This is a genomic window from Limnobacter olei, from assembly GCF_029087225.1.
GTDB classification, from domain to species: domain Bacteria; phylum Pseudomonadota; class Gammaproteobacteria; order Burkholderiales; family Burkholderiaceae_B; genus Limnobacter; species Limnobacter olei.
Genome location: NZ_JARFJD010000019.1, coordinates 1 through 25,404 on the forward strand (window position 1 = coordinate 1; position 25,404 = coordinate 25,404).

General features: G+C 52.2%; 24 protein-coding genes and 1 tRNA gene. 11 read left to right on the plus strand and 14 right to left on the minus strand.

Annotated elements, in window-relative coordinates:
• Nucleotides 1–800 precede the first annotated feature (800 nt).
• From PY990_RS12335 to PY990_RS12345, 3 genes are read right to left on the minus strand one after another with little or no spacing between them, the layout of a single operon-like run.
• A complete protein-coding gene (locus tag PY990_RS12335) occupies nt 801–1,718 on the minus strand; it encodes a transglutaminase family protein (RefSeq protein WP_275271851.1) in 918 nt (305 codons plus the stop codon).
• Between the two features lie 4 nt (nt 1,719–1,722).
• Complete coding sequence (locus tag PY990_RS12340; protein WP_275271852.1) at nt 1,723–4,287, minus strand: circularly permuted type 2 ATP-grasp protein; 2,565 nt, start codon at nt 4,285–4,287, stop codon at nt 1,723–1,725.
• 40 nt (nt 4,288–4,327) lie between these two features.
• Nucleotides 4,328–7,612 (minus strand): transglutaminase family protein, encoded by a 3,285-nt coding sequence (locus PY990_RS12345; protein WP_275271853.1) that lies wholly within the window; start codon nt 7,610–7,612, stop codon nt 4,328–4,330.
• Nucleotides 7,613–7,671: 59 nt separating this feature from the next.
• On the opposite strand from PY990_RS12345, the gene PY990_RS12350 reads away from it, so the two are divergent.
• From PY990_RS12350 to PY990_RS12375, 6 genes are all read left to right on the plus strand, one after another.
• Nucleotides 7,672–8,217: a pyridoxamine 5'-phosphate oxidase family protein gene (locus PY990_RS12350; protein ID WP_275271854.1), complete on the plus strand. Its 546-nt coding sequence runs from the start codon at nt 7,672–7,674 to the stop codon at nt 8,215–8,217.
• 43 nt (nt 8,218–8,260) lie between these two features.
• Nucleotides 8,261–8,542, plus strand: a complete 282-nt coding sequence (locus tag PY990_RS12355) for a hypothetical protein (protein ID WP_275271855.1) — start codon at nt 8,261–8,263, stop codon at nt 8,540–8,542.
• Between the two features lie 106 nt (nt 8,543–8,648).
• Entirely contained in the window at nt 8,649–9,500 is an 852-nt protein-coding gene (gene yghU / locus PY990_RS12360; protein ID WP_275271856.1) for a glutathione-dependent disulfide-bond oxidoreductase, read from the plus strand.
• 22 nt (nt 9,501–9,522) lie between these two features.
• On the plus strand, nt 9,523–9,954 hold the full coding sequence (locus PY990_RS12365) for a hypothetical protein (RefSeq protein ID WP_275271857.1): 432 nt from the start codon (nt 9,523–9,525) through the stop codon (nt 9,952–9,954).
• Nucleotides 9,955–9,970: 16 nt separating this feature from the next.
• Nucleotides 9,971–10,774, plus strand: coding sequence for a class D beta-lactamase (gene blaOXA, locus PY990_RS12370; protein ID WP_275271858.1), 804 nt, complete (start codon nt 9,971–9,973; stop codon nt 10,772–10,774).
• 37 nt (nt 10,775–10,811) lie between these two features.
• Nucleotides 10,812–12,380: a phospholipase D family protein gene (locus PY990_RS12375; RefSeq protein WP_275271859.1), complete on the plus strand. Its 1,569-nt coding sequence runs from the start codon at nt 10,812–10,814 to the stop codon at nt 12,378–12,380.
• Here the strand turns inward: PY990_RS12375 and iscX are convergent, their stop codons facing one another.
• From iscX to uvrB, 10 genes are all read right to left on the minus strand, one after another.
• Nucleotides 12,381–12,575, minus strand: coding sequence for a Fe-S cluster assembly protein IscX (gene iscX, locus PY990_RS12380; protein ID WP_105029833.1), 195 nt, complete (start codon nt 12,573–12,575; stop codon nt 12,381–12,383).
• Nucleotides 12,576–12,591: 16 nt separating this feature from the next.
• Nucleotides 12,592–12,930 carry an ISC system 2Fe-2S type ferredoxin gene (gene fdx / locus PY990_RS12385; RefSeq protein WP_275271860.1) on the minus strand — a complete coding sequence of 113 codons (339 nt, stop codon included), beginning with the start codon at nt 12,928–12,930 and terminating at the stop codon, nt 12,592–12,594.
• Nucleotides 12,931–12,962: 32 nt separating this feature from the next.
• The gene (hscA, locus tag PY990_RS12390) at nt 12,963–14,846 is read right to left on the minus strand and encodes a Fe-S protein assembly chaperone HscA (protein WP_275271861.1); all 1,884 of its coding nucleotides are present in this window, start codon (nt 14,844–14,846) and stop codon (nt 12,963–12,965) included.
• Nucleotides 14,846–15,382, minus strand: coding sequence for a Fe-S protein assembly co-chaperone HscB (hscB, locus tag PY990_RS12395; protein WP_275271862.1), 537 nt, complete (start codon nt 15,380–15,382; stop codon nt 14,846–14,848). The genes hscA and hscB overlap by 1 nt, the downstream gene beginning before the upstream one ends.
• Nucleotides 15,382–15,705 carry an iron-sulfur cluster assembly protein IscA gene (gene iscA / locus PY990_RS12400; protein ID WP_130556831.1) on the minus strand — a complete coding sequence of 108 codons (324 nt, stop codon included), beginning with the start codon at nt 15,703–15,705 and terminating at the stop codon, nt 15,382–15,384. The genes hscB and iscA overlap by 1 nt, the downstream gene beginning before the upstream one ends.
• A gap of 21 nt (nt 15,706–15,726) precedes the next feature.
• Entirely contained in the window at nt 15,727–16,107 is a 381-nt protein-coding gene (gene iscU / locus PY990_RS12405) for a Fe-S cluster assembly scaffold IscU (RefSeq protein ID WP_008251917.1), read from the minus strand.
• 27 nt (nt 16,108–16,134) lie between these two features.
• The gene (locus tag PY990_RS12410) at nt 16,135–17,346 is read right to left on the minus strand and encodes an IscS subfamily cysteine desulfurase (protein ID WP_275271863.1); all 1,212 of its coding nucleotides are present in this window, start codon (nt 17,344–17,346) and stop codon (nt 16,135–16,137) included.
• A 27-nt stretch (nt 17,347–17,373) separates the two neighbouring features.
• A complete protein-coding gene (iscR, locus tag PY990_RS12415; protein ID WP_105028672.1) occupies nt 17,374–17,856 on the minus strand; it encodes a Fe-S cluster assembly transcriptional regulator IscR in 483 nt (160 codons plus the stop codon).
• Nucleotides 17,857–18,030: 174 nt separating this feature from the next.
• Nucleotides 18,031–18,522, minus strand: a complete 492-nt coding sequence (locus PY990_RS12420) for a low molecular weight protein-tyrosine-phosphatase (RefSeq protein WP_105028673.1) — start codon at nt 18,520–18,522, stop codon at nt 18,031–18,033.
• Between the two features lie 72 nt (nt 18,523–18,594).
• On the minus strand, nt 18,595–20,658 hold the full coding sequence (uvrB, locus tag PY990_RS12425) for an excinuclease ABC subunit UvrB (RefSeq protein ID WP_275271864.1): 2,064 nt from the start codon (nt 20,656–20,658) through the stop codon (nt 18,595–18,597).
• A 236-nt stretch (nt 20,659–20,894) separates the two neighbouring features.
• Between uvrB and PY990_RS12430 the strand changes: the two genes are divergently transcribed.
• The 5 genes from PY990_RS12430 to PY990_RS12450 all read left to right on the plus strand — a co-directional run bounded on the left by PY990_RS12430 (nt 20,895) and on the right by PY990_RS12450 (nt 24,625).
• Nucleotides 20,895–22,082: a pyridoxal phosphate-dependent aminotransferase gene (locus PY990_RS12430; protein WP_275271865.1), complete on the plus strand. Its 1,188-nt coding sequence runs from the start codon at nt 20,895–20,897 to the stop codon at nt 22,080–22,082.
• Nucleotides 22,083–22,214: 132 nt separating this feature from the next.
• A tRNA-Asn gene (locus PY990_RS12435) sits at nt 22,215–22,290 on the plus strand.
• Nucleotides 22,291–22,497: 207 nt separating this feature from the next.
• Nucleotides 22,498–23,532, plus strand: a complete 1,035-nt coding sequence (locus PY990_RS12440; RefSeq protein ID WP_275271866.1) for a tyrosine-type recombinase/integrase — start codon at nt 22,498–22,500, stop codon at nt 23,530–23,532.
• Nucleotides 23,533–23,606: 74 nt separating this feature from the next.
• The gene (locus PY990_RS12445; RefSeq protein WP_275271867.1) at nt 23,607–23,882 is read left to right on the plus strand and encodes a helix-turn-helix transcriptional regulator; all 276 of its coding nucleotides are present in this window, start codon (nt 23,607–23,609) and stop codon (nt 23,880–23,882) included.
• A 44-nt stretch (nt 23,883–23,926) separates the two neighbouring features.
• A complete protein-coding gene (locus PY990_RS12450) occupies nt 23,927–24,625 on the plus strand; it encodes an endonuclease/exonuclease/phosphatase family protein (RefSeq protein WP_275271868.1) in 699 nt (232 codons plus the stop codon).
• Nucleotides 24,626–25,141: 516 nt separating this feature from the next.
• Here the strand turns inward: PY990_RS12450 and PY990_RS12455 are convergent.
• A partial coding sequence (locus tag PY990_RS12455; protein WP_413789533.1) for a hypothetical protein occupies nt 25,142–25,404 on the minus strand: 263 nt, incomplete at its 5' end.

Below are 25,404 nucleotides of genomic sequence, written 5' to 3' on the forward strand. Positions count from 1 at the left end.
CCCATCAAGCCGGAAGCCCACCTGAAATCGGCGGAACGGCGCGACACATGCAGCGAACCTTTGTCTGGTGACACACAACTGAGCATTTAATTTGCTTACTGTGGTCATGCCATTACACTGAGCATCCAGAATATTTCCCGGCTCACTATGCGTCGTTCAGCCTTTTTTGTGTTCGTTGCTTCCCTTCCGATTGTTTCTGCATGTTCCGCGTTTGATCAACGACTATCAACTCAACTGTTTGTGCATTCGAAAACAACATGCGAGTTGACATTCAAATCTCATGAAGTGCTAATCATCGAGAATTTTTGCGACACTGATCAGAGACCAATCTTAATCAAGACGGCTGATCACGAAATCAGGTCTGACTGGATCGATGAACGGACTAGCCGCTTTCTCTTTCAGGAAGGTTGCGCCAGTTCAGATGAATGTTTCTATGAGCTGAGTACAAACGAAGTCGGGGTGCGTGGCCGCTTCTCATATCGAATCAATATGACAGAAGGTGAATACAGCTTCGAAGTCGATAAGTCTGGACAGTCGAAGGTGTTCAAGCAGTCATCCAAGGATATTCCGTCTTGAAAGGATTATCACAGGCTTTTTTAAGTCTCTGCGCATGTCGCTTCATCTCGCCGATTTCAGGTGGGCTGCCCGCTTGATGCACAGCGAGGGGCGATTGCGCAAGCAATCGATGCGAACACGCTTTTGCGTTTCGCATGAACCGAGCCAGCAATCAAGAAGGGATTCAAGCCCGCCAAGGCGGGATGAAGCGACATGCGCAGAGGCAATCAAGAAACTGGCGATGTCTAAAAAACCGTCACCGCCACCTTCAAGGTATGTTCCCCGCCACCATGCACCACACCCCGCATCGGCGGCACATCCGCGTAGTCTCGCCCAACTGCCACAGTCACATACCGGGTATCCGGCAACTGGTTGTTGGTCGGATCGAAGTCTACCCACCCTACATCAGGACCACACCACAGTGAAACCCAGGCGTGGCTGGCATCAGCACCCAACAGCTTGGGTTGCCCTGGCGGTGGTTCGGTCAGCATGTAGCCGCTTACATAGCGGGCTGAAAGCCCCAGCGAGCGAAGCACGCCCAACATTACATGCGCGAAGTCCTGGCAAACGCCCTCGCGGCTTTGCATGACCTCCTCAACCGTGGTCTGGATGGTGGTGGAACCACTCTGGTAGCTGAATTCCCGAAAAATACGCTGCATCAAGGCCTGCCCGGCGTGCACCACCTGGCGCCCGGGCCAGAAATCTAGACTGCCGTAATCGCGCAGCGAATCGAGCAAAGGCACATGCTTGGATTCAAACCTGAACTGGTAATCGTCAGAAATTGCCTGGCCAGCCTGGTAGCGCAGCTGGTCCACCAACTCATTCCAGCTTGGACTGATCAAATCGTCAATTGGCCCTGTGTGTAAAAAGCTGCTCACCTCGACTTCGCTTTCGCTGTGCACTTCGAGGTGATCGTGTGGGTAATTCATCTCGAAGTGATGAACGACATTGCCGAATGCATCGGTGTTGCTTTGTACGGTCGACGGGTTGGGGCGAATTTTCAAGGTGTGCGAAATCAGCCTTTGACCCTTGCGCAAAGGCCCGGCTTCCATGCCTTCGCCTTCTTGCGGCTGCAAAATGCAAATTTGCTGCGAACATTCCGCAGGCTGTTGATAGTCGTAGTCAGTGACATGGGTCACCTTTCTTCTTTCCGAGAAGGGCATTGATTTATCTTCCCTGAATGACCTGGTCGGGCAACTCTGCCAGTCTGAAATATTGGGCACCCACCAGGTCTGAAACCTTGTAGGCCGTGTCGAGTAAATCTTGCAACCAGGCGCGTAATTTGCGCCCGGTATCGGCCGGGAAGGGCGGTTGCAGTCCCTCCAGGCTCAGGCCGTCCGGCATGTCGCCATTGCGGTACACGCTGTTAAACAGTTGTCGAATCTGGCTGGTGTCGCCGGGCAAGCGGTCAATCACAATGTCCAGCTTATACAGAATTCGGCGAATGGCATAGGGCGCATCTTCGTCAAAGATCAACAAGTCGAGCGTGGGCAACCACTCAAAGCGGTGTTGATAACGCGACCTGTAGGTAATGGTGCTGTCCGCCAATGCAATGGCCAAAGCCAAGCCGTGCTCGCCAGCACGCCCCGGCATGCTGGTCAGTGACAGCAAACAATCGCAGGCACCGCACAGGCGTTCAAGTTGGCGACCCAGCTGCAAAAAGCGCCAACCGTTGTCGCGGGTCATGTGATCGCTTTGCTCGCCGTGCATGGCCAGCAAATACAACTGAACCTGCTCCAGCGAAGCGGTGGGCAAGCTGCGTTGAAAACGTACCCACTCAGGCTCGATCAGCACTTTGGCGCAGTCGTTCAGCAATCGCCAGTGCCCGCTGCTCAAGCGCTCCCGCAATTGGCCAGCCACATTGGCCAAACCATTCAATTGCCCAGCAAGGCCCACAGCTGCGGGTTCATCTACACCAGTTTTGTACCAAAGCCTCTCGAGAATATTGGCCTCAAGTTCATCTTGGGTCAGTGGTTCGGCCGGGTCAAACTCGGTACTCAATCCTTGCTTGCCGCACAATTCATGCAACAAACCCAAGGTCGTGGTGTCGAGGTATTCTTCTTCGTTCAGCAACAATTGCGCGCGCATCAACAGGCGCAATGAAAAACTGGCCCGCTCGGTGTAACGCCCAAGCCAGAACAAATGCTCTGCAGCCCGGCTAGACACTGGCCTGCGCAACGCCTGCAAATCTTTGGCTTGCAGTTTTTCTTTCAGGTTGGTGGTGCGTTCGACAGGTTCGCCGCTGCGCACCCAAGTGTCCAGGCTGGTGCCGCCTTTTTGCATGCTCACAATGCCGTGTTGGTCACCGGCCACGCGGGTCAGCCCACCCGGCATCACGGTGTAGTTGCCCTGTCCATCGGTCACGGCAAACAGGCGCAGCATCATGGCTCGTTCTTCAATACCGCCAGCACCGGTCCAGATCGGTACGCGCGAAAGCGGTATCAATTCCTGAAGGGTGTATTGCGAGGGTCGCTGACTGATTTTGGATAACCAGGCCCGCTTTTCTATTTCATCCAGCTCCGAGCCCATGATGGAATCCATGGTGCGTCCACGGCGGTTTGGCCCGGTCGATTTGATCACCAGGTTGTTCAGCCGTTCGCTGGCCTGTGCCCATGCAGGTGATTCGCCGCACCACCAGCTGGGAACGCTGGGCAACAGCAAATCTTCTTGAAGGTAGTGTTGGCCGAGCCCCGGCATAAAGCCGTGTATGGCCGGGCTTTCCAACCAGCCAGCGCCGGGCATATTGGCCATAACAACACCACCGGTGCGAATGGCCTGCAACAGGCCAGGCACGCCCAGTTGGGAATCCTCGCGCAGCTCGAGCGGGTCGAGCCATTGGTCATCCGTTCTGCGAATCAATCCATCGATTGGCTCAAGTCCATTCACGGTTTTTAGAAACACATTGTTGTTGCGCACAGTCAGGTCGCTGCCTTCAACCAGCGAGATACCCAGGTAACGCGCAAGGTAGGTGTGTTCAAAGTAAGTTTCGTTGTACGGGCCAGGGGTCAGCAGGGCAATGCGTGCATTTTCACCCTTGGGCGAAAGCCTGCGGATACCATCGATGTAGTCTCGGTAAAAACCGGCCAAATGCTGAATGTGCATTTCTCGAAAGCCGCGCGTAAAACTGCGCGAAATACTCAGACGATTCTCAAGTGCATACCCAAGCCCGGAGGGAGCCTGCATGCGATGGGTGATCACCCACCATTTGCCATCCGGGCTGCGGCCGAGATCGAACGCCACCATGTGCAGCCACACCTTGTTAGGTGGTTCCGTGCCTTGCATTTGCGGCAAGTAGCCTGAATGCCCAAAGACCAGGTCTGCAGGGAGCAGACCTTTGGAAAGCAATTCGCGCTTGCCATACACGTCGGCCATCATCGCATTCAACAGGCGCGCGCGCTGGGCAATGCCTGTTTGCAGCACCGCCCAATCGGCCTGATCAATAATGAAAGGCAGCAAGTCGAGCGACCAGGGGCGTGAAGTGCCCTGTGCGTGGTCGGCGTACACATTGTAGGTAATGCCGTTGTCGCGAATTTGCTTGGCCAGCGCGTTTAATTTGCTGTCCAGGTGATCACTAAGCCCGGTGGTGGGCAATCGGCTGACAAAATCTGCCCAGGCTGGGCGCAGAACACCTTTGACCGCCAGCTCGCTGTAGTACGCGCTGGTGCCTTGAAGGATGCTCTGCTGCCAGGGCACCTCGACATTTGCTAGGGTGGTGTTCGGGTTCGCGCTCAAAGCGGTCACTGCCTAAAGTTCGGTGCCCTATTGTAAATGCCTAACACCATCTTAGGTCTAGTGTGATGGGGAACTCGGGTCTTCCACTTGGGCTTTTTACACTAACCTTGCCATGGGTATGGCCCATGCGGAAGAAGCGGGTTAGGCGCCGGCTTTCTGCTTCGAAGGCATTCACCGGGAATAGGTCATAATTGCGCCCACCCGGGTGGGCCACATGGTACTGGCAACCACCCAGGCTGCGGCCATTCCATGTGTCGATCAAATCGAACACCAAGGGGGTGTGTACGCCAATGGTGGGGTGCAGGGCATTGGGTGGTTGCCAGGCCCGGTAGCGCACGCCAGCCACGTATTCGCCCTCGGTGCCCGTGCTGTGCAGGGGCACTTTTACACCATTGCAGGTCAGGGTGTAGCGTTCATCGACAAAGTTTTTTACTTTCACTTCCAGGCGTTCAAGTGAAGAATCGACATACCGCACAGTGCCACCGGGCGCGCCTTCCTCGCCCAATACGTGCCAGGGCTCCAGGGCGCTGAATAACTCCACCTCAACACCACGGCTGGAAAAGTCGCCCATCTTCGGAAAACGGAACGCAAAGTGCGGTGCAAACCAGTCCATCTGGAACGGGAAACCGGCAGCATTCAGATCGGCCACGACATCTGCGATGTCGTTTTTGACGAAGGTGGAGAGCATGAACTGGTCGTGCAGGCGTGTGCCCCATTTCACGAGCCTCGCCGTGTAAGGTGTTTTCCAGAATTTTGCAATCAGGGTGCGCAGCAGCAGTTGCTGCGCAAGGCTCATTTGCGCATTGGGTGGCATCTCGAATGCACGCAACTCAAGCAGGCCCAGGCGTCCTGTGGAGGTGTCGGGGCTGTACAGCTTGTCAATACAAAATTCGCTGCGGTGGGTGTTACCCGTCGAATCGATCAAAATGTTGCGCAAAAGGCGGTCGATAATCCAAGGCGGCGGGTTGCCTCCATGCTTTTGCATTTGCCGATCCAGCTCAGTGAGTGCCAGTTCAAGTTCGTGAACCTGATCGCTGCGTGCTTCGTCTACGCGCGGGGCCTGGCTGGTTGGGCCAATAAACAATCCTGAGAACAAATACGACAAGCCTGGGTGGTTGTGCCAATAACGCAGCAGGCTGCCCAGCAAATCAGGGCGGCGCAAAAAAGGGCTGTGTTCGGGGGTTTCACCGCCCATCACGAAATGGTTGCCTCCACCCGTGCCGCTGTGCCTGCCATCCAGCATGAATTTCTCGGTAGAAAGGCCAATGAGTCGCGCTTCCTCATACAAATTCGTGGTCAGGTGCAATAGTTCACCCCAGCTTTTGCTGGGTTGAACATTCACCTCCAGCACGCCTGGGTCGGGTGTAACTTGCAACATGGTCATCCGCTTGTCACGTGGTGGCGGGTAACCTTCCAAGATCACTGGCTGGCTCATCGCATCTGCGGTGTCTTCAATTCTGGCTACCAGTTCAAGATAATCGTCGAGTACCTCGAGTGGGGGCATAAACACATACAAATGTCCGTTGCGTGCCTGCACACACATGGCGGTACGCACAATGTGTGTGGCCGATTCTTTCAATACAGGGGCCTTGTCATCGGCCACACCGGCTGCACTGGCTTTAGTACCGGGTTTTTGTAAAGCCACGCGCGCAGGTGCAGGAGGTGCGAACGGGTCAGCAGGAATGGTGTACGGATAGTCCTTCTTGGCCACCCAGGGTTGTGAATCCAGCGGCAGGCGATAGCCCATGGGCGAATCGCCAGGAATCAGGTACATACGTTCGTCGCGCAAAAACCATCGCCCTGTGCGCCATTGTCCCTTTTCGGATTGAATGGGCAGGCAGTAACCCACTTCTTCGGTCAGACCTTGTGTGAACACCTTGTTCAGGCGCTTGCGCTCAAGTGGGTCGTCCAGCCTCGAATCGAACGGGTCCACATTCACAGGCAGTTTGCGCTCGCGCCACATGTAATACCAAGCGTCTTCGAAGCCGGGCATGACATACCGTGGGTGCAAGCCCAAACGGCTGCACAACCCTTCCATAAACTGTTTGGCAGTGGCCTTGTTGGCTTTGCCATTGGCTTGTTCATGGCTGAGCAGTGTCGGATTTTTCCAGATTGGTTCGCCACTTTTAAGCCAGTAAAGCGAAAGCGCCCAGCGTGGCAACTGTTCACCGGGGTACCACTTGCCTTGCCCAAAGTGATACAGGCCGCCCTTGCCATAATATTTGGCGAGCTTATTCAGCATCTTGATGCCGTAATCGCGTTTGGTCGGGCCCAGTGCATCAATATTCCACTCAGCAGCACCCCGGTCTGTGTTGGCCACAAAAGTGGGTTCGCCACCCATGGTCAGCCGTACATCCAGTGCGTCAAGTGCTTTGTCTACTTCGAAGCCCAGTGCTTCAATGCCTTTCCATTGCTCATCAGAATAAGGTTTGCTGGTGCGTGGCGATTCATACACGCGCTGCACGCTCATTTCATGTTCAAACTCAACTTCACATTCATCCAGCGTGCCGGTGATGGGTGCTGCGCTGCCGGGTTCGGGCGTGCAGGCCAAGGGAATGTGGCCTTCTCCAGCCAGTAAACCGGAAGTAGGGTCCAAGCCAATCCAGCCAGCGCCGGGCAAATACACTTCGCACCAGGCATGCAGGTCAGTGAAATCTTTCTCTGGTCCATCGGGGCCGTCGATGGCTTTGACGTCGCTGGTCAGTTGAATCAGGTAGCCCGAGGCAAACCTGGCCGCCATGCCCAGTCTGCGGAAAATTTGTACCATCAGCCATGCGGTATCTCGGCAGGAACCAGAGCCATTGCTCAGTGTTTCATCGGGTGTTTGTACGCCTGGCTCCATGCGGATCAGGTACTTGATTCGCTTTGCCAAATCCTGGTTCAGGCCCACTAGAAAATCAATGGTTTTAACCCGGCTCAAGTTCATCTCGGCCATGTACGCGTTAAAAGCCTTTCCAGTGTGGCAGGGCACCAGGTAAGGCGCCAGTTCCTGGTCCAAGGATGCATCGTATTTGAACGGAAAAAATTCGGCCGCTTCTTCGAGGAAAAAATCGAAGGGATTCAGCACCGACATTTCGGCTACTAGATCCACTGCAATTTCCAGCATCTCGGTGCGCTCTGGAAATATCAAGCGCCCCATGTAATTGCTTTGAGGGTCTTGTTGCCAGTTGATGAAGTGGGTTTGCGGCAACACCTTCATGCTGTAGGAGAGAATGCGCGTGCGACAGTGTGGGGCCGGGCGTAAACGCACCACTTGGGGGCCCAGGTTGATCAAGCGATCGTAGCGGTAGCGTGTAATATGGCGCAGAGCAACGTGAATAGACACTGTGTAATCCCAAAAATGAAGCCGAACAAACAAAACCCGTTTACGGCATGGAGAGAAGCATGAACCATGCCGAAGAAATCTGGAAAACTTTGGTGCGCGCCACGGTGGACAAAAAACACCCCTGGCGCGTGGTGGGTTTCAGCACGGCAGGCCCGAAAGGCCCCCAAGTGCGCTCGGTCATTTTGCGCGCTGTAAAAACCGACGAGCATCAACTGGTTTTTTACACCGATCGCCGAAGCAAGAAAATGGCTGATATCGCCCACGATTCCCGTGTGGCACTTTTGTTTTGGAACCCACGCAGCAACACCCAGCTTCGAGTATGTGGCATTGCAGCGCCGCAGACCAGTGAATTGATTGTGAACAGTCTTTGGGCACGTATCCCCGAATATGCCCGAAAAGACTACGCAACCCTGAGCGCCCCCGGTGACGCACTCACTGAGGGCGATCTGGTTTACGACTTTGATACAGCGCGTGCCAACTTTGTGGTGTTGAACGTGAAGGTGTTGAGTTTGGAACTGCTGGAATTGAAACGGGAGGGACATTTACGGATTGGTTTCGATCTTGACTCGGATGGTCGCTGGTTGGCACGTGGCCTGGTGCCCTGAAATGCTATGCTTCCATCACCCGAATAGACAGGAAACGTGGATTGTGAATATTGTACCTACCCCAGTAACAGCAGCCTTGGCCGGGGTTTTTTCGGCTATTTTCTGGCCCATCTTGTGGAACAAGTTTGGTGGATCAGGTGCCGCAGGCAGTATAGAGCTGATTGTGGGCACTTTGCTGATTATCGCCCTGCCGGCGCATGCTTTTGTTGTGGGCTTTGGGCGCAGCCTGAGTGCCAGGGCAATAGACAAACCAATGATTCAACGAGCAGGCATGTGGTTGCTCGCGGCAATCCTGACTGCGTTGCTGGGCGGCTGGCTGGATTGAGAATCTGCCTGGCTATGTCAAGCACTACCGGCAATTGCAACTTTCATTTGCTATGCTGAAACATTAATTTTTTTGAACAAGCAGCGAGCGAAGCGAGGTCATTGCAATGAGCGACACAAAATACACACCACCCAAGGTTTGGGTGTGGGACAAGGAAAGCGGTGGTAAGTTTGCCAATATCAATCGCCCCATCGCAGGCCCTACTCACGAGAAGGCATTGCCCGTAGGCCAGCATCCCTTGCAGCTTTATTCACTGGCCACGCCCAATGGCGTGAAGGTGACTGTGATGCTCGAAGAATTGCTGGCTCTTGGTCACACAGGTGCTGAATACGACGCCTGGTTGATCAATATTTCCAACGGCGACCAGTTCAGCAGTGGCTTCGTGGAAGTGAATCCCAACAGCAAAATTCCTGCGCTGCTGGACCGCAGCACCAACCCCGCCACGCGAGTATTTGAGTCGGGGTCGATCCTGTTGTACCTCGCCGAGAAGTTCAAGGCATTCTTGCCCACCGACCCAGCCAAACGGACAGAAACCTTGTCGTGGCTGTTCTGGCAAATGGGCAGTGCGCCCATGCTGGGTGGTGGTTTCGGGCACTTTTACGCCTATGCACCCGAGAAATATGAGTATCCAATCAACCGTTATGCGATGGAAGTGAAACGACAATTGGATGTGCTGGATCGTCAGCTGGCCGACCACGAGTACATTTCTGGCAGCGAATACACGATTGCGGACATGGCCATTTGGCCTTGGTACGGTGCCTTGGTCACCAACAAGGTGTACGAGGCTGCCGAGTTTCTGGAGGCCCACACATACACCAATGTGCTGCGCTGGACCCATGAAATTGCCAAACGGCCAGCGGTTATTCGTGGGCGAATGGTGAATCGCGCTTGGGGTGAGCCCAATGAGCAGGTGCTTGAGCGGCACAGTGCCAGCGATTTCGACGGCAAAGCCATTTAAAGGCGGCTGGCTGGGGCACAATGTGTCCTTTCTGTTTTATGGGCAGTGGAGTTTTATGGTGTACAAGCTTGTGTTTGCATTGGTGGTAGCTGGTTTGGCGGGTTGCGCGTCAACCCATGATTTGTCCAAAGGCAGCAACATGCTGGGCGGTGGTTACAAACAAGAGGAAATGGGTCCAGGCCTGTTTTATATTTACGCTCGCTCAAACCACGCCCCTTGGACCAATCTTGAGGCCGCCCGAACAACTTGGCGTACCGGAGCGGAGCGGGCTTGCGCGTCTGCTGAATATGATGAACTCGCCATTGAAGAAAACGAGAAAGACACCGGCCTGCAAAACAGCAGCGGCGTGCGTTACCTTGTCACTGAGCGAACCGGGTATGCCAAATGCGATTCATCGACGTTAAGCAGCGCAGAGATTAATCAAATTATCGGAAAGGACTCGGCAGTTCGATAATCACCGGGGAGAGTGAATGCGTTTGTTCAGCGCGATTTTCGTTGTGTGCTTCATGTTGGTAAGCACCGTGCATAGCGCATCTACACCCGTGGTGCATGAACGACAGGACTGGAAAACATTTTTCGATCAGCACGACGCTGTGGGCACGCTCGTCGTGTTGGACCAACGTAGCGCCAATCCTGTTTTCCAGGTCTATAACCCGAAGCGTGCCAGCACCCCTTACCTGCCAGCCTCCACTTACAAAATTCCTCATGCCTTGTTTGCACTGGAACACGGTGTGGTGAAAGACGAGTTTCAGGTTTTTAAGTGGGATGGGAAAAAGCGCGATTTCGACGTGTGGAATTCTGATCACAATTTGCGCTCGTCCATGCGGGGCTCTGTGGTGTGGGTGTATCAGTGGATAGCGCAACAAATTGGTGAACAAGCCGCCAAAACCTACCTTGAAAAAGCAGGCTACGGCAACGCAGACCCCAGTGGTGGAAAAGACGGTTACTGGCTGGATGGAAACATTCGAATCAATGCTTTTGAGCAAATCAGTTTTCTACAAAAACTGTATGCGAACAGCTTGCCTTTCAGAATAGAACACCAGCGCCTTGTGAAAGACATCATTATTGTCGAGGCTGGGCGAGACTGGATACTGCGTGCAAAAACAGGCTGGGAGGGCAGCTTTGGCTGGTGGGTCGGTTACGTTGAATGGCCAAACGGCCCAGTATTTTTTGCGTTGAACATCGACACGCCCGGGCGCATGAGCGATCTAACTAAGCGAGAAGCGATTACTCGTGCGGTGCTTCAGTCAATCAGGGCTTTACCCCAACCATGAAATGCCTATGTGCCTTGATCAGACCGCTGTATATTGAATGACAAACTCACTGGAGCGGAAATTGGTAATCAAATGGATGACCATTTTTTTTCTGCTCTCCAGCCTGTTGCAAGGTTGCGCTTTGCCCCAGTTGAGCGATCGCACACAATCCAGCGCACTCAGCCCACAACTGGCCAGCGAAACGACACTTGGAAAATCCCTGGCTGGGCGATTGGCACAGAATCCGGGCAAGGCTGGCATTTACCCCATTCAAGATCCCAAGCAGGCCTTTGCCAGCCGTGTTGCATTGGCACGCGCTGCGCAGCGAACCATCGATATTCAATCGTATTTGTGGCACAACGACACCACCGGCACTTTGATGTTGAATGAGTTGTTCGCAGCCGCAGAACGCGGTGTACGCGTGCGTTTGTTGCTTGACGACAATGGGATCACAGGCCTGGACAATCAATTAAATCGAATTGATCGCCACCCGAACATTGAAGTACGTTTGTTCAACCCATTTGTTATTCGCAATCCCAAGTGGTTGGGTTATTTCACTGACTTCTCCCGCGTCAATCGGCGCATGCACAACAAGTCATTCACCGTGGACAATATGGTGACCATCTCCGGCGGTCGCAACATCGGCGATGAATATTTCGGTGCCACTGATGCAGAATTGTTCACCGATCTCGACATGCTGTGTGTTGGCGCGGTGGTTGATGCTGTGTCTCGCGATTTCGATTTGTACTGGAAAAGTGATTCTGCTTATCCTTCGAGCAAAATTCTATTGCCCACCGAACCCACAGTGCTGGATCAACTCGACAGCGAGAAGTTAAGCGCAGAGCAGCAGGAGCGTGCTGCGGTTTACACGACACAGGTTCGTGAATCGGTGTTTTTGCAGGAATTTTTGAGCGGAAAATTACCTCTGCAGTGGACCGAAGTGCGCATGGTCAGCGATGACCCTGCCAAAGGTTTGGACGAAGCCAGTCGGGAGGACTACCTGGTCGCGGAGCTTCGGGATTTCATCGCCGAGCCTAAATTCAGTTTGAGTGTGGTGTCGCCGTACTTTGTCCCCACTGAGAAGGGCGTGGCTTTCTTTTCACGTCTGGCCAAGGCTGGTGTGAATGTACAGATTTTGACGAACTCTCTGGAGGCCACCGATGTGGCTGCAGTCCACTCGGGTTACGCAAAAACCCGGGTGGAGTTGTTGAAAGCTGGCGTCAAGCTGTTTGAATTGAAAAGCAGTGCAGGGGTGCAAAACAAGCGGCAGGGTAAGCGTAATTCGATGCTTGGAAGTTCTGGTTCGAGCCTTCACACCAAAACTTTTTCAGTGGATGGTTCGCGGGTGTTTGTGGGTTCGTTCAACTTTGACCCGCGATCAGTGAACCTGAATACCGAAATGGGCTTTTTAATACAGAGCACTGCATTGGCCACCCAGATTGATTTGGCATTTCAGGCTTTGCCCACCATGGCCTATGAGGTGCGGCTTGATGACGATGACTCGTTGGTGTGGATAGAGCGGGAGGGTGGCCAGGAAATTCGGCATGACCTGGAACCCAAGGCCACCACATGGCGCAAAATCGTCGTGTTTTTCTACTCTTTGCTGCCCATCAACGATTTGTTGTAATCAGTCCTGCTCTTCAATCCAGGTCATCTGGATGGCTTCCAGAATTTTCTCATTGGACTTTTCCGGATCGTCGTTGAAGCCGGGCAAGGCGCAAACCCACTTGTGCAAATCCGTGAAGCGAATGTATTGCGGGTCTACATCGGGATGAGCGTCAATCAGTTCCAGTGCAATGTCCAGGGTATCAGTCCATTTCATGTTGCTACTCCCTTGATCAATGATTTTCGCGTGCGTGGTTGATGGTGTACTTTGGCAATTCAACCACCAGGTCTTTGTCGGCCACTTTCACCTGGCAAGACAAACGGCTTTGAGGTGTCAAACCCCAGGCCATGTCCAGCAAATCGTCCTCATCGTCGCTGCTTTCGGTCAGGCTGTTGAAGCCTTCCTTGATCACCACATGGCACGTGGTGCAGGCACAGCTCATTTCGCACGCGTGTTCCAGCGCGATGCCATTGGCCAGGATGGTTTCACACAGTTGCGAGCCGGTTGGAGCTTCAAAAGTTTTGCCTTCCGGGCACAAACTTTCATGGGGCAAAATTTTAATGATGGGCATTTCTCAATCTCTCGTGTTCGGTTAATGCGCTTCTATTTCGAAGCACCGCCCAGCGTGGTGCTGACGGTTTCAATGGTTTTACCAGTCAAGGCTTTGCGAATACCCGCATCCATTCTGCGAGCAGCAAAGTCTTCGGTCAGGTGGCTCAAATCTTCAATGCCTTTTTCAATCGCGCGCAAGTCATCGGTTTGCGCCAATTCTCGCAAGGCATTCACGCTGGCATTAATCGTTTCAAGCTCGCTGGCGTCGAGCAGTTCACTGTCTTTGCCAATCGCTGCTTCAACCGATTCCACCAAACGCATGGCTTCAACTTGCTGCTCGCGAAGCTGACGTGCATTCATGTCTGCTTCGGCGAATTCAAAGCTGTTTTTCAGCATGCCTGCAATTTGATCATCGTCCAGCCCATAGGAGGGTTTCACTGTGATGTTCGCTGAAACACCTGAGCCTGTTTCCATGGCATTCACAGCCAGCAAGCCGTCGGCGTCCACCTGAAAGGTCACGCGAATGCGTGCAGCACCAGCCACCATGGGTGGAATGCCGCGCAGCTCGAATCGGGCCAGTGAGCGGTTTTCAGAGACCAGTTCACGCTCGCCTTGCACCACGTGAATGGCCATGGCGGTTTGACCGTCTTTGAATGTGGTGAATTCCTGCGCTCGCGCCACAGGGATGGTGCTGTTGCGGTTGATCACGCGTTCAGTCAAGCCACCCATGGTTTCAAGGCCAAGGCTTAGTGGAATGACATCCAGTAAAAGCAGTTCATCGTCGCTGCGGTTGCCAGCAAGAGTATCGGCCTGAATGGCGGCACCAATGGCGACCACTTCATCCGGGTTCAAATTCACCAGCGGGTCTTTGCCGAAAAATGCCTTTACTGCTTTACGAATCACTGGCATGCGGGTAGAACCGCCTACCATGACCACGCCGTCAATGTCATCGATACTCAGGCCTGCATCACGCAAAGTTTTGCGGGCGGCTTGAATGGTGCGTTTCACCAAGGGCTCAACAATGGTTTCAAACTGTTCTGCGGTCACTGTTTCAGCGATGGTTTCACCGCTTTTGAACTCGACGCTGAGAAATGCGGTGTGCTCGTGGGAAATTTGTTCCTTCACTCGACGGCAGGCCATCACCAGGCGCGAACGCTGCTGCGGGTTCAGTTCCTGAAAACCGTGCGTGGCAATGAAATGGTCTGCCATGGCGCGATCGAAATCGTCACCACCCAAAGCGGAATCTCCACCTGTGGCCAGCACTTCGAACACACCGGCCTGCAAGCGCAGAATGGACACATCAAATGTGCCACCACCGAGGTCGAACACCACAAACTGTCCTTGCGCTTTTTGATCCAGACCGTAGGCTACAGCTGCAGCGGTTGGCTCGTTGATCAGTCGCAACACGTTCAAGCCAGCCAGTTGGGCTGCATCTTTCGTGGCCTGGCGTTGGGCATCGTCAAAGTAAGCGGGCACAGTTATCACAGCGCCCACCAGCTCACCACCCAAGGTGGCTTCAGCGCGTTTGCGCAAGTTGCGTAGAATGTCGGCAGACACTTCAACCGGACTTTTGGTGCCGTAATCAGTTTCAATTTCAACCATGCCGCCTGAATCTTTCACGCGGTAGGGCAGGTTCAAGCCTTGTACATCAGCATACCCGCGACCCATGAGTCGCTTCACTGAAAACACCGTGTTGAAAGGATCGGTGTCGGCACAAGCCAATGCGTCTTCACCCATGTTTTTTACGCCAGTTTCGCCGTAGCGAACCACGCTGGGTAAAATGACACGGCCTGAAGAATCGGGCAAACATTCAGCACTGCCGCTTCGCACGCTGGCCACCAGCGAATGCGTGGTGCCCAGGTCGATGCCCACAGCAAGCCTGTGCTCGTGGGGCGCAGTCGACATGCCGGGTTCGGCAATTTGTAACAAAGCCATTAGCTGGCGTCCTCCAGTTGCTCCAATTTCTTGGTCAACTCAATCATGAATTTGTCGATGAACAGCAGGGCTTGCGCAGTGGCATTGGCCGCTTGCGCATCCTTCTCGCTGTCAATTTGCTGCGCAATTTGCGTCAAGCAACGTTTCTTTTCAGCGGCCACCTCATCCAGCAACTCTTCGAGTGCTTCAGCGCCGTCAATTTCTTCCAATGCTTCGCGCCATTCCATTTGCTGCATCAAGAGCGCTGGTGGCAAATTGCTCTGCTGCCCGCGTGGGTTTTCGCCGTTCAGTTCACACCAGTAGATGGCGCGCTCCATCGGGTTTTGCAAGCGCTTGTATGCTTCATTGACCCGTGTGGCCCACTGAACAGCCAAACGTTTTTCCTGTGCACTTGAATTTGCAAAACGGTCGGGATGGGTTTGACTTTGAAGGCGCAGGTAAGATGCAGAAAGGGCTGCGCTGTCCAGTGCAAACTGGCAGGGCAACCCAAAAATTTCAAAGTCATTGTCGCTGAGCTTAATTGCCGAATTAGCCATTACACAGTGAAGCTTTCACCACAGCCGCAGCGCGCCTTTTCATTCGGGTTATTGAATTTGAAGCCTTCATTCAAGCCTTCACGGGCGAAATCAAGTTCGATTCCTTCCAGATAGGGCATGCTTTTCGGGTCAACAAACAGTTTTACACCATGGGCTTCAAATACATTGTCTTCGTCGGCAACAACATCCACGAATTCAAGCTTGTAGGCCATGCCGGAACAACCGGTGGTGCGCACACCAATGCGCAAGCCAATTCCCTTGCCGCGTTTGGTCAGGAACTTGCTGATGTGGTCGGCGGCGCGTTCTGTCAATGTAATCGCCATGGTGTCAACTTCCTTCATGAATTAAGCGTGCTTCTTTTTGTAATCTTCAACTGCTGCCTTGATGGCGTCTTCAGCCAGAATGGAGCAGTGAATTTTTACAGGTGGCAATGCCAGTTCTTCAGCGATTGCAGTGTTCTTGATTTCCAAAGCCTGGTCCAGGGTTTTGCCCTTGACCCATTCGGTCACCAGTGACGAAGAAGCAATGGCTGAACCGCAGCCATAGGTTTTAAACTTCGCATCGGTGATCACACCGTCTTCACCCACCTTGATTTGCAGCTTCATCACGTCGCCGCATGCTGGTGCACCCACCATGCCTGTGCCTACTTCATCGTCGCCCTTTTCGAACGAACCGACGTTGCGGGGGTTTTCATAGTGGTCTAAAACTTTTTCGCTGTATGCCATGGTACTTCTCCTCAATCTTTAAATATTTCAGTGCTCAGCCCATTGAACGGTGCTTAGGTCGACGCCGTCCAGGTGCATTTCCCAAAGGGGCGACAATTCTCGCAACTTCGCCACTTTGGCTTTCATCAATTCAATCGTGAAATCAATATCGGCTTCAGTTGTGAAGCGGCCAATCGAGAAACGAATCGAGCTGTGCGCCAGTTCGTCGCTGCGACCCAAGGCGCGCAACACATATGAAGGTTCCAGAGAGGCCGATGTACAGGCTGAGCCTGAAGACACCGCAATGTCTTTCACAGCCATGATCAGCGACTCGCCTTCCACAAAGTTGAAACTCACGTTCAGGTTGTGTGGAACACGCTTTTCAAGATCGCCGTTCACGTAAATTTCGTCGATGGCTTTCAAGCCGTTCAGCAAGCGATCGCGCAGTGCTTTCATGCGGGGCAGTTCGCTGGCCATTTCTTCTTTGGCGATACGGAATGCCTCGCCCATACCCACGATTTGGTGTGTTGCCAAGGTGCCGGAGCGCATGCCGCGCTCATGACCGCCACCGTGCATTTGCGCGTCGATGCGAATGCGGGGCTTGCGGCGCACATACAGTGCACCAATGCCCTTGGGGCCGTAAGTTTTATGGGCGCAGAAACTCATCAAATCGACTTTCAGCTTTTGCAAGTCGATTTCAACCTTACCAGTGGCTTGCGCGGCATCCACGTGGAAAATAATGCCTTTCTCGCGGCACAGTTCGCCAATTGCGGGAATGTCTTGAATCACGCCAATTTCGTTGTTCACGAACATGACTGAAATCAGTACTGTGTCGGGACGAATGGCGGCCTTCAATGCTTCCATGTCGACCAAACCGTTTTCCTGAACGTCCAGGTAAGTGGCTTCAAAGCCATGGCGTTCCAGGTCGCGGAAGGTATCCAGCACGGCCTTGTGTTCGGTTTTCACGGTAATGATGTGCTTACCCTTGGTTTCGCCGTAAAACAGCGCCGCACCCTTGATGGCCAGGTTGTTTGATTCAGTCGCGCCCGAAGTCCATACGATTTCGCGCGGGTCGGCGTTCACCAAAGCGGCAACATCCTCGCGGGCTTTTTCAACGGCTTCCTCGGCGGTCCAGCCATAGGCATGGCTGCGGGATGCCGGGTTGCCAAAACTTTCACGCAGGAAAGGGATCATGGCGTCGGCTACGCGCGGGTCCACCGGAGTGGTGGCGCTGTAATCGAGGTAAATCGGCATCTTCATAATGTGTGTGCTCCAATCAACTGCTGTTTAATGTGTGTGCTGTGCGGCCGTGGCATTAGATGCTGTTGGCCTTTCACGAAACTGAATGGTTCGTTCCGCGTCTTTCTGTTTGTGCTTTTCAACCAGGCATTGCAAGGTTACTGAGCCCAGGTATTCCAGCATTTTCGTATTCAGGCTGCTCCAAAGGTCATGCGTCATGCACTGACCTTCATCTGTGCAGTTTTCCTTGCCGCCGCATTGCGTCGCATCCAGGGGTTCATCAACTGCCAATATCACGTCGGCTACACTGACTTCCTTCAAGGCGCGCGCAATATGATAACCGCCACCGGGCCCGCGAACGCTTTCAACCAACTCGTGGCGACGTAACTTGGAGAACAACTGCTCCAAGTACGACAGGGAAATGTTCTGGCGCTGGCTGATGCCGGCGAGCGAAACCGGCCCCGTGTCTTGCTGCAAGGCAAGATCAATCATGGCTGTGACGGCAAATCTGCCTTTCGTGGTCAATCGCATGGCATCCCTTTTTAATTCCTACTATTTTGGTCAAGTATAGCAAAGTTGACTGTTTTACTCAAGTATTCGTGGGGTTGTTTGGTCTAGGGGAAACCTTGATCTGACAAAGAAAAACCGCCAGCCAAGGCCAGCGGTTTTTGACTTCAGCGCCCGCCCATGGCGGGTTGTGCCGGTTTATGCGGCAGCGAACTGAAACACGCGCTTGCGCAACACTTCCAACAAGCCTGTGCAACTGTCTTCGATGTAGTTCAGTACGGTGTCGAAACCATCGGGGCCGCCATAGTAGGGGTCGGGCACGGTGGCTTCATCGTGTTCCGTGGCGTAGCGCATCATCAACTGGATTTTGTGCGCGTACTGGCGTGGGCACTGCTGTTGCAGCAGGCTCATGTTGTCCCAGTCCATTGCCAAAATCATGTCGCTGTCGCGGAAGTCGTCCGCAGTGACCTGGCGTGAAATCAGGCCGGAAATGTCGTAACCACGCTTGGCAGCAGCAGCCACCGCGCGGGGATCGGGCGTTTTGTCCAAATGGTAGGCATGCGTGCCGGCTGACTCAACAGAAATTTCATGGTCAAGACCCGCTTCGCTTACCATCTGCCTGAAAACGCCTTCCGCTGTTGGTGAGCGGCAGATGTTTCCCATGCACACAAACAAAACTTTGCTTTTCATATTGGCTTCCTATTGTCCTGAACCCATTAAAGTAAAACTCTTAAAACCCGTGTGGCGCGCTGCCTAACCTTGTCAGGCGCTGCGCTTGGCATCCAGCGATGTCACATTCGAATCGCCCTTGCTGCCAAACAACTGTTCTTTCAACAAACCCAGCTGGTCGCGGGCCTGGGCGGCTTTCTCAAACTCCAGGTTCTTCGCGTGATCCAGCATGAGTTTCTCAAGCCGTTTAATTTCTTTTGCCAACTGCTTCTCGCCCAGCGGTGCAACCTCCATGGCCTTGTCGGCCTTGCGTTGCCTTGAAGCATTTGGATCGAATACGCCGTCAATTAGTTCCTTGATCTGCTTGTTCACGCCCCGCGGTGTAATGCCGTTCGCCGTATTGAACTCAATTTGCTTGTTTCTGCGGCGGGTGGTTTCGCCGATCGCCAATTCCATGGAATTAGTAACCCGGTCTGCATACAGAATGGCTTTGCCGTTTAAGTTTCGGGCGGCCCGGCCAATCGTTTGAATCAAACTGCGTTCACTGCGCAAAAAGCCTTCTTTGTCGGCATCCAGTATTGCAACTAGGGACACTTCCGGAATATCCAAGCCCTCGCGCAACAAATTAATTCCAACCAGCACGTCAAATTCACCCAAACGCAGGTCGCGGATAATCTCTACACGCTCTACAGTGTCAATGTCAGAGTGCAAATAGCGCACGCGCACGCCATTGTCGCTGAGGTAATCAGTGAGGTCTTCGGCCATGCGCTTGGTCAACGTTGTAACCAATACTCGATCGCCAGCGCGAGTTCGTTCGTGGATCTCGCTGAGCAGGTCATCGACCTGGGTGGTGGCAGGGCGCACCTCTATCACAGGGTCTATCAGCCCTGTGGGGCGCACCACTTGTTCAACCACTTGGCCAGAATGCTCTTTCTCGTAATTCGAGGGCGTGGCTGAAACAAACACTGTTTGCCGCATTTTGGACTCGAATTCTTCGAAACGCAAGGGGCGGTTGTCCATGGCAGATGGTAGACGAAAGCCGAAGTTAACCAAAGTTTCCTTGCGGGAGCGGTCGCCACGGTACATTCCGCCCAGTTGGCCAATGGTGACGTGGCTTTCGTCAATGATCATCAAGCCGTCTTTGGGCAGGTAATCGATTAGCGTGGGAGGCGGCTCCCCGGGCGCTGCGCCGGACATGTGTCGGCTGTAGTTCTCGATGCCCTTGCAAAAACCGAGTTCGGCCAGCATTTCAAGGTCGAACCGGGTTCGCTGCTCCAGGCGCTGGGCTTCGACCAATTTCCCGGTTCTTACAAAGAAATCGAGCTGTTCGCGCAATTCTTCCTTGATGGTTTCAATGGCGCGCAGCACCGTGGCGCGGGGCGTTACATAGTGGCTGCTGGGGTAAATGGTGAAACGGGGCAGCTTCTGGCGAATTTTGCCGGTGAGTGGGTCAAACAACTGAATGCCATCAATTTCATCGTCGAACAGGTCGATTCGAACCGCCAATTCGGAATGTTCTGCGGGATACACATCGATGGTATCGCCCCGAACACGGAAGGTGCCGCGCGTGAAGTCCAGATCGTTGCGCTTGTATTGCATGGCGATCAAGCGCTTCAGGATATCCCGCTGGCTGAGTTTGTCGCCGTGACGAATGCTCAAAATCATGGCGTGGTAGTCGGATGGATCGCCAATACCGTAAATGCAGCTTACGGTGCCCACAATAATGGTGTCGCGGCGTTCCAGCAGGCTTTTTGTGGCCGAAAGCCGCATTTGTTCAATGTGCTCATTGATCGAGCTGTCTTTTTCGATGAACAGGTCGCGGCTGGGTACGTACGCCTCAGGTTGGTAGTAGTCGTAATAGCTGACGAAGTATTCCACCGCATTTTTCGGGAAGAATTCGCGCATTTCGGCATACAACTGGGCAGCCAGTGTTTTGTTGGGGGCCAGCACCAGAGCAGGGCGCCCAGTTTGGGCGATTACATTGGCCATGGTGAAGGTTTTGCCTGAACCCGTTACACCCAGCAGGGTTTGGAATACTTCACCGTCGTTAACGCCTTCCACCAGTTTTTCAATCGCGGTCGGTTGGTCGCCAGCCGGGGAATAGGGCTGGTAAAGCTCGAACGGACTGTTGGGGTAACTGATAAATCCAGGGGCCATGTTAAACTGCAAGTCTTGATGCGAGGCAACCACAAAGCACACAGGTTTTAGCCAATGATTAACCCAACGGGTTGAACCTTCTGGCCAATCCCGTAGAATTACGGAGTTGCATCATTGGGCTGATGGCTGCAGAAATTTCGCAGCATTTTGTGATAAGCCAATCCTGCATTATCGTCGGAAACTAGTTTTATTTCCAGACTTGACTTTTTCTTTTTTCACTCCCAGACAACGGAATCATGCTTTCAAATCGCGCACTTACGATCAAACCTTCCCCTACACTTGCCGTGACAGCCAAGGCGGCCCAACTGAAAGCCGAGGGTAAAGACATTATCGGCTTGGGCGCTGGTGAACCCGACTTCGACACGCCTGACCATATTAAAGAAGCTGCCAAGAAAGCAATTGATGCGGGCTTCACCAAATACACCAACGTGGGCGGTACGCCCGGCCTGAAAAACGCCGTAATCGCCAAATTGAAGCGCGACAATGGCTTGGAATACAAGGCCAACGAAGTGGTAGTTGGCGTGGGTGGCAAGCAGTGTATTTTCAACATGATTCTGGCTACCATTAACGATGGTGACGAAGTGGTGATTCCCGCTCCGTACTGGGTCAGCTATGCAGACATCGTAGAAATCGCCGGTGGCGTGCCCAAACTGGTGTTTGCCGGCATTGAGCAAGGCTTCAAGATTACTCCAGCGCAACTGGAAGCCGCCATTACACCAAAAACCAAAATGTTCATGATCAATAGCCCCAGCAACCCCACTGGTGCGGTTTATACCAAGGCTGAGCTGGCCGCGCTGGGCGAAGTACTTTTGAAGCACCCCAATATTCTGGTGGCCACTGATGACATGTACGAGCACATCAACCTGACCGGTACGCCGTTCGTGAACATTGTGAACGCATGCCCAGCGTTGAAAGACCGCAGCATCGTATTGAACGGTGTTTCCAAGGCTTACAGCATGACTGGTTGGCGAATCGGTTTTGCCGCAGGGCCAGCCAAACTGATCGATGTAATGACCAACCTGCAAAGCCAGTCGACTTCAAACCCCACTTCAATTTCTCAAGTGGCTGCTGAAACTGCTTTGAACGGTGACCAGGATTGCTTGAAGCCCATGGTGGCTGCATTCCGTGAGCGCAATGAGTTTGTGACCAAGGCTTTGAACGCAGTACCCACCATTCAGTGTTTGAAAGCGGAAGGTGCTTTCTATGCTTTCGTAGATGCACGCAAGGCGATTGAAAAGTTGGTGGCTGCTGGAAAGATCAAGGCGGCCAACGACCTGGAACTCACCGCTTATTTGTTGGAAGCCGGCGTTGCAGTGGTGCCAGGTTCTGCTTTTGGTGCTGAGGGTTACTTCCGCATTTCATTTGCAACCAGCATGAGCAACCTGGAAAAAGCTTGCGATCGTATTGCGAAAGCGCTGGGTTAAGGGTTAGAAAGTGTCAGTTTGATTAAGGATTAAGCAAGCAAGAAGGTTTTTGTCATTGATTTGCCTTAATTGGGCGCTAAGTGGCCAAATAGGGTTGCGCAAAAATTTTTCGCTGCTATAATCTCGGCTCTTTCCCCGATAGCTCAGTCGGTAGAGCGACGGACTGTTAATCCGCAGGTCCCTGGTTCGAGTCCAGGTCGGGGAGCCAGTATTCATGAGGGTTTGCGCCAAAAGCGCAAACCCTTTTTTGCTTTTTGCTGCACATATTGCTGCAATTCAAGGCGTTTTGGTTCAGCTCGCCTGAATCAAAGTGGATGTTTGAATCCCTTTATAAAGGTTTCAGAACATCACGCAAAACGCCCAGAAAGTCATAGTTCCTATACCGCGTCCTTATCAACTTTCTAGGACAGGAATTATGGCGTACATCAGAAAAAGAGGCTCCAATTGGGAGGCAATGGTTCGTAAGAACGAATTTCGAATTACTCGGACTTTTGACACAGAGTTAGAGGCCAGAGCTTGGGCCGCAGATATCGAGCTGCAAATCCTGAGAGGGACATACTCTGATCCAAAAAAACTCTGTGATTCAATGAAGTTTTCAGATCTGCTTCAACGTTACGCAGAGAAAGTCACACCCACCAAGAAGGGCGCTCGACAAGAGCTTTCACGAATTAAAGGTTTACAGAAGCAGGGTTGGATCAGAAAGCCAATTGCAAAGCTTTGTGTCTCTGATTTTTCAGACTACAAAGTTCAACGTGTGAAGCAAATCTCGAATTCAACATTGAATCGTGAGCTAGCTTTGCTATCAGTCGTTCTGAACCACGCACGACGAGAGTGGGGAATGGATGTCAAGAACTTTGTTCTGGACATAAAAAAGCCAAAGGAAAACTCAGCGAGAAAGAGGATCTTCAGCGAGGAAGAATTAGATTTTCTCTCTGATGCGGTGGCTAAATCTCGGAGTGAAAGTTTCAAGCTTTACTTTCATATTGCCTTAACCACTGGGTTCAGGAAGAGTGAAATCCTGGCTCTACGTACGAAGCATATAAATTTGCAGGAGGGGACCGTTTTTCTGCCGATGACGAAAAATGGTGAATCCAGAGTTGCTCCTATTGGTGCCAAGGCAAGGGAAGTCTTCGAGACTGTTAGCGATAAGAAACTGGACGAACTTTTTGGCTATGAAGGCTCTGACCCTTTCAAAAAGGCTTGGTACGCTGCGATCAGTCGAGCTATCAATGCTTATATTGAAAATTGTGAAAAAAATAACGTACGCCCACGCACAGATTTTTTACAGGATGTGAGATTTCATGATTTGAGGCATCACGCCTTCACTAAGATCGCAAAGGTGGTTAAAGGCTATAACGAACTCTCATTGATCACTGGTCACAAGTCTCCACAGATGATCGGAAGATACGTACATCTAACGCCTGCACAGGTGGCTCTAGATATGCCTTGATTAAAGGGTTGCCAGTCCCGAGTCCAAAAATGCTATTTACCTATACCTGTCCCGTTTACTAATAGGACAAAAAAATGGCAGCATTGTTGACACCGGATGACTTGGCACTTCGCCTGGGCTTGAGCAGACAAACGATTTACAATCGGATGAATATAAAAGGTGATTTACCACCTTTTGTAAAAGTTTGTGGAAAACCACGTTTCTGTGCCGAAAGGGTAGAAAAGTGGTTGAAGGAAAAGTTTGATCTTGCTCAGGTGGAGCACACTGAAGCCCTTGTGGCAGAATTGTCCTCAACTCCAAGTCAACTACCCAGCGGATCAAGGCGAGGCAGGCGGCGCAAGGTTTCTTAAGCCGGCACCTTTCGATCGAATTATTGGTCTACTTAGGAGCTATTTTGAGATTTCTGACGTGGAACTGTAATGGTGCATTTCGGAAAAAATTTAGCTCTATTCTTCATTTGGACGCAGATATTCTTGTTATTCAGGAGTGCGAAGATCCAGCAAGAACCAGCGACACGTCCTACCGTGACTTTGCCCACAATTATTTGTGGGTGGGTCCCACAAAAAATAAAGGTATTGGTATTTTTTCCTTAAAAGAAGCTCAGTTGGAAAAAGTGCCTTTGGCGGTAGACCCACTCGAACTATTTTTACCTTGCATAATCAATTCAAAAATCCCTCTATTGGCTGTCTGGACAAGGCAGGCTAACTCTCCGAATTTTCAGTACATAGGCCAATTGTGGAAGTTTATTCAGAGTCATGGTGCCTTTCTCGATTCTCCCTTTTCTGTATTAATTGGGGATCTCAATAGCAACTCTCGTTGGGACGAGTGGGACAGATGGTGGAATCACAGTGATGTGGTCCGTGACCTGTCGAAACTTGGGCTTCGAAGTGCATATCATGAATTTTTTCATTTACAGCAAGGTGAAGAGTTGCATCCAACTTTGTATTTACAACGTAAGTTGCAGCGCCCATATCACATCGACTATGGTTTCTTTTCGGCAAATTGGAACGTCAGTTCAGTAGAAGTGGGGAAGCCCGATCAATGGCTTGAATACAGCGATCACATGCCGGTCTGGTTTGATGTTTCCCTTTAGGCCTTGTAGCGCAAAATTCAGGCTGAACCGCATGTAATTGACGATCCAGAAATTGGTTTTACCTATATTACTAAAAAGACCTGAATTGATAACAATCAAGATCATAAGGCTCAGTCTGAACAGTAATTCTACGTAATCTCGACGGGAGTCTTTTCTACTGCGCAGGTTGGGAACGAACGCGGTTTTCCAGGCCAAGTTTGGGATGTTTTCTTCAAGCGAAATTAGGGCGTTGCATGATGCTAAGGTGCGCGGTGATGAATTCAAGAAGCAATTTCGAAATTTGGTTGGGATATCGATTTCTTAAGCTGGGTCAATGACCGCATTGCGAGCGAGAAGGAGGGCGACCAGTGGCGAACTGGTCGTTGGCGCCTACTGCGCCAGAATCACGCGATAGTAATCGCTCAGGAAGGATTCAATTCGCCTTGCATCGAACCCTGACCTCAAATTCAATTTTTCCTAATGGCTTCCTCAGGTATAGGAATAGAGTGTCCTGAGTGACAAAATGTATTCGGAAGGCTACAGGATGTGGGTGAAATCAAATTGGTACAAAGAGTCTTTGAAATCAATGACTGTATCAATTTCGACTTCACTCCATCCCAAATTGATCAAATCCTTTATCAATCGATTTTTAAAGGATTTGATGCAAACAAACACCACTGTGACCCTTGCATTTGGGAATCCTGTGATTGTGTGATTTTGATCGACTCGAATCATTTGAAGCCATTTGAGCAAACGTAAATAGTCGGATTGATTTTTTCTTGCATATTCTGGCCAAACTG

Bases quoted from the DNA above. Each gene is read 5' to 3' on its own strand.
- PY990_RS12335 (WP_275271851.1), bottom strand. From the start codon at position 1,718: ATGCCCTTCTCGGAAAGAAGAAAGGTGACCCATGTCACTGACTACGAC.
- PY990_RS12350 (WP_275271854.1), top strand. From the start codon at position 7,672: ATGAACCATGCCGAAGAAATCTGGAAAACTTTGGTGCGCGCCACGGTG.
- yghU (WP_275271856.1), top strand. From the start codon at position 8,649: ATGAGCGACACAAAATACACACCACCCAAGGTTTGGGTGTGGGACAAG.
- blaOXA (WP_275271858.1), top strand. From the start codon at position 9,971: ATGCGTTTGTTCAGCGCGATTTTCGTTGTGTGCTTCATGTTGGTAAGC.
- PY990_RS12375 (WP_275271859.1), top strand. From the start codon at position 10,812: ATGACAAACTCACTGGAGCGGAAATTGGTAATCAAATGGATGACCATT.
- iscX (WP_105029833.1), bottom strand. From the start codon at position 12,575: ATGAAATGGACTGATACCCTGGACATTGCACTGGAACTGATTGACGCT.
- fdx (WP_275271860.1), bottom strand. From the start codon at position 12,930: ATGCCCATCATTAAAATTTTGCCCCATGAAAGTTTGTGCCCGGAAGGC.
- hscA (WP_275271861.1), bottom strand. From the start codon at position 14,846: ATGGCTTTGTTACAAATTGCCGAACCCGGCATGTCGACTGCGCCCCAC.
- hscB (WP_275271862.1), bottom strand. From the start codon at position 15,382: ATGGCTAATTCGGCAATTAAGCTCAGCGACAATGACTTTGAAATTTTT.
- iscA (WP_130556831.1), bottom strand. From the start codon at position 15,705: ATGGCGATTACATTGACAGAACGCGCCGCCGACCACATCAGCAAGTTC.
- iscU (WP_008251917.1), bottom strand. From the start codon at position 16,107: ATGGCATACAGCGAAAAAGTTTTAGACCACTATGAAAACCCCCGCAAC.
- PY990_RS12410 (WP_275271863.1), bottom strand. From the start codon at position 17,346: ATGAAGATGCCGATTTACCTCGATTACAGCGCCACCACTCCGGTGGAC.
- iscR (WP_105028672.1), bottom strand. From the start codon at position 17,856: ATGCGATTGACCACGAAAGGCAGATTTGCCGTCACAGCCATGATTGAT.
- PY990_RS12420 (WP_105028673.1), bottom strand. From the start codon at position 18,522: ATGAAAAGCAAAGTTTTGTTTGTGTGCATGGGAAACATCTGCCGCTCA.
- uvrB (WP_275271864.1), bottom strand. From the start codon at position 20,658: ATGGCCCCTGGATTTATCAGTTACCCCAACAGTCCGTTCGAGCTTTAC.
- PY990_RS12430 (WP_275271865.1), top strand. From the start codon at position 20,895: ATGCTTTCAAATCGCGCACTTACGATCAAACCTTCCCCTACACTTGCC.
- PY990_RS12440 (WP_275271866.1), top strand. From the start codon at position 22,498: ATGGCGTACATCAGAAAAAGAGGCTCCAATTGGGAGGCAATGGTTCGT.
- PY990_RS12445 (WP_275271867.1), top strand. From the start codon at position 23,607: ATGGCAGCATTGTTGACACCGGATGACTTGGCACTTCGCCTGGGCTTG.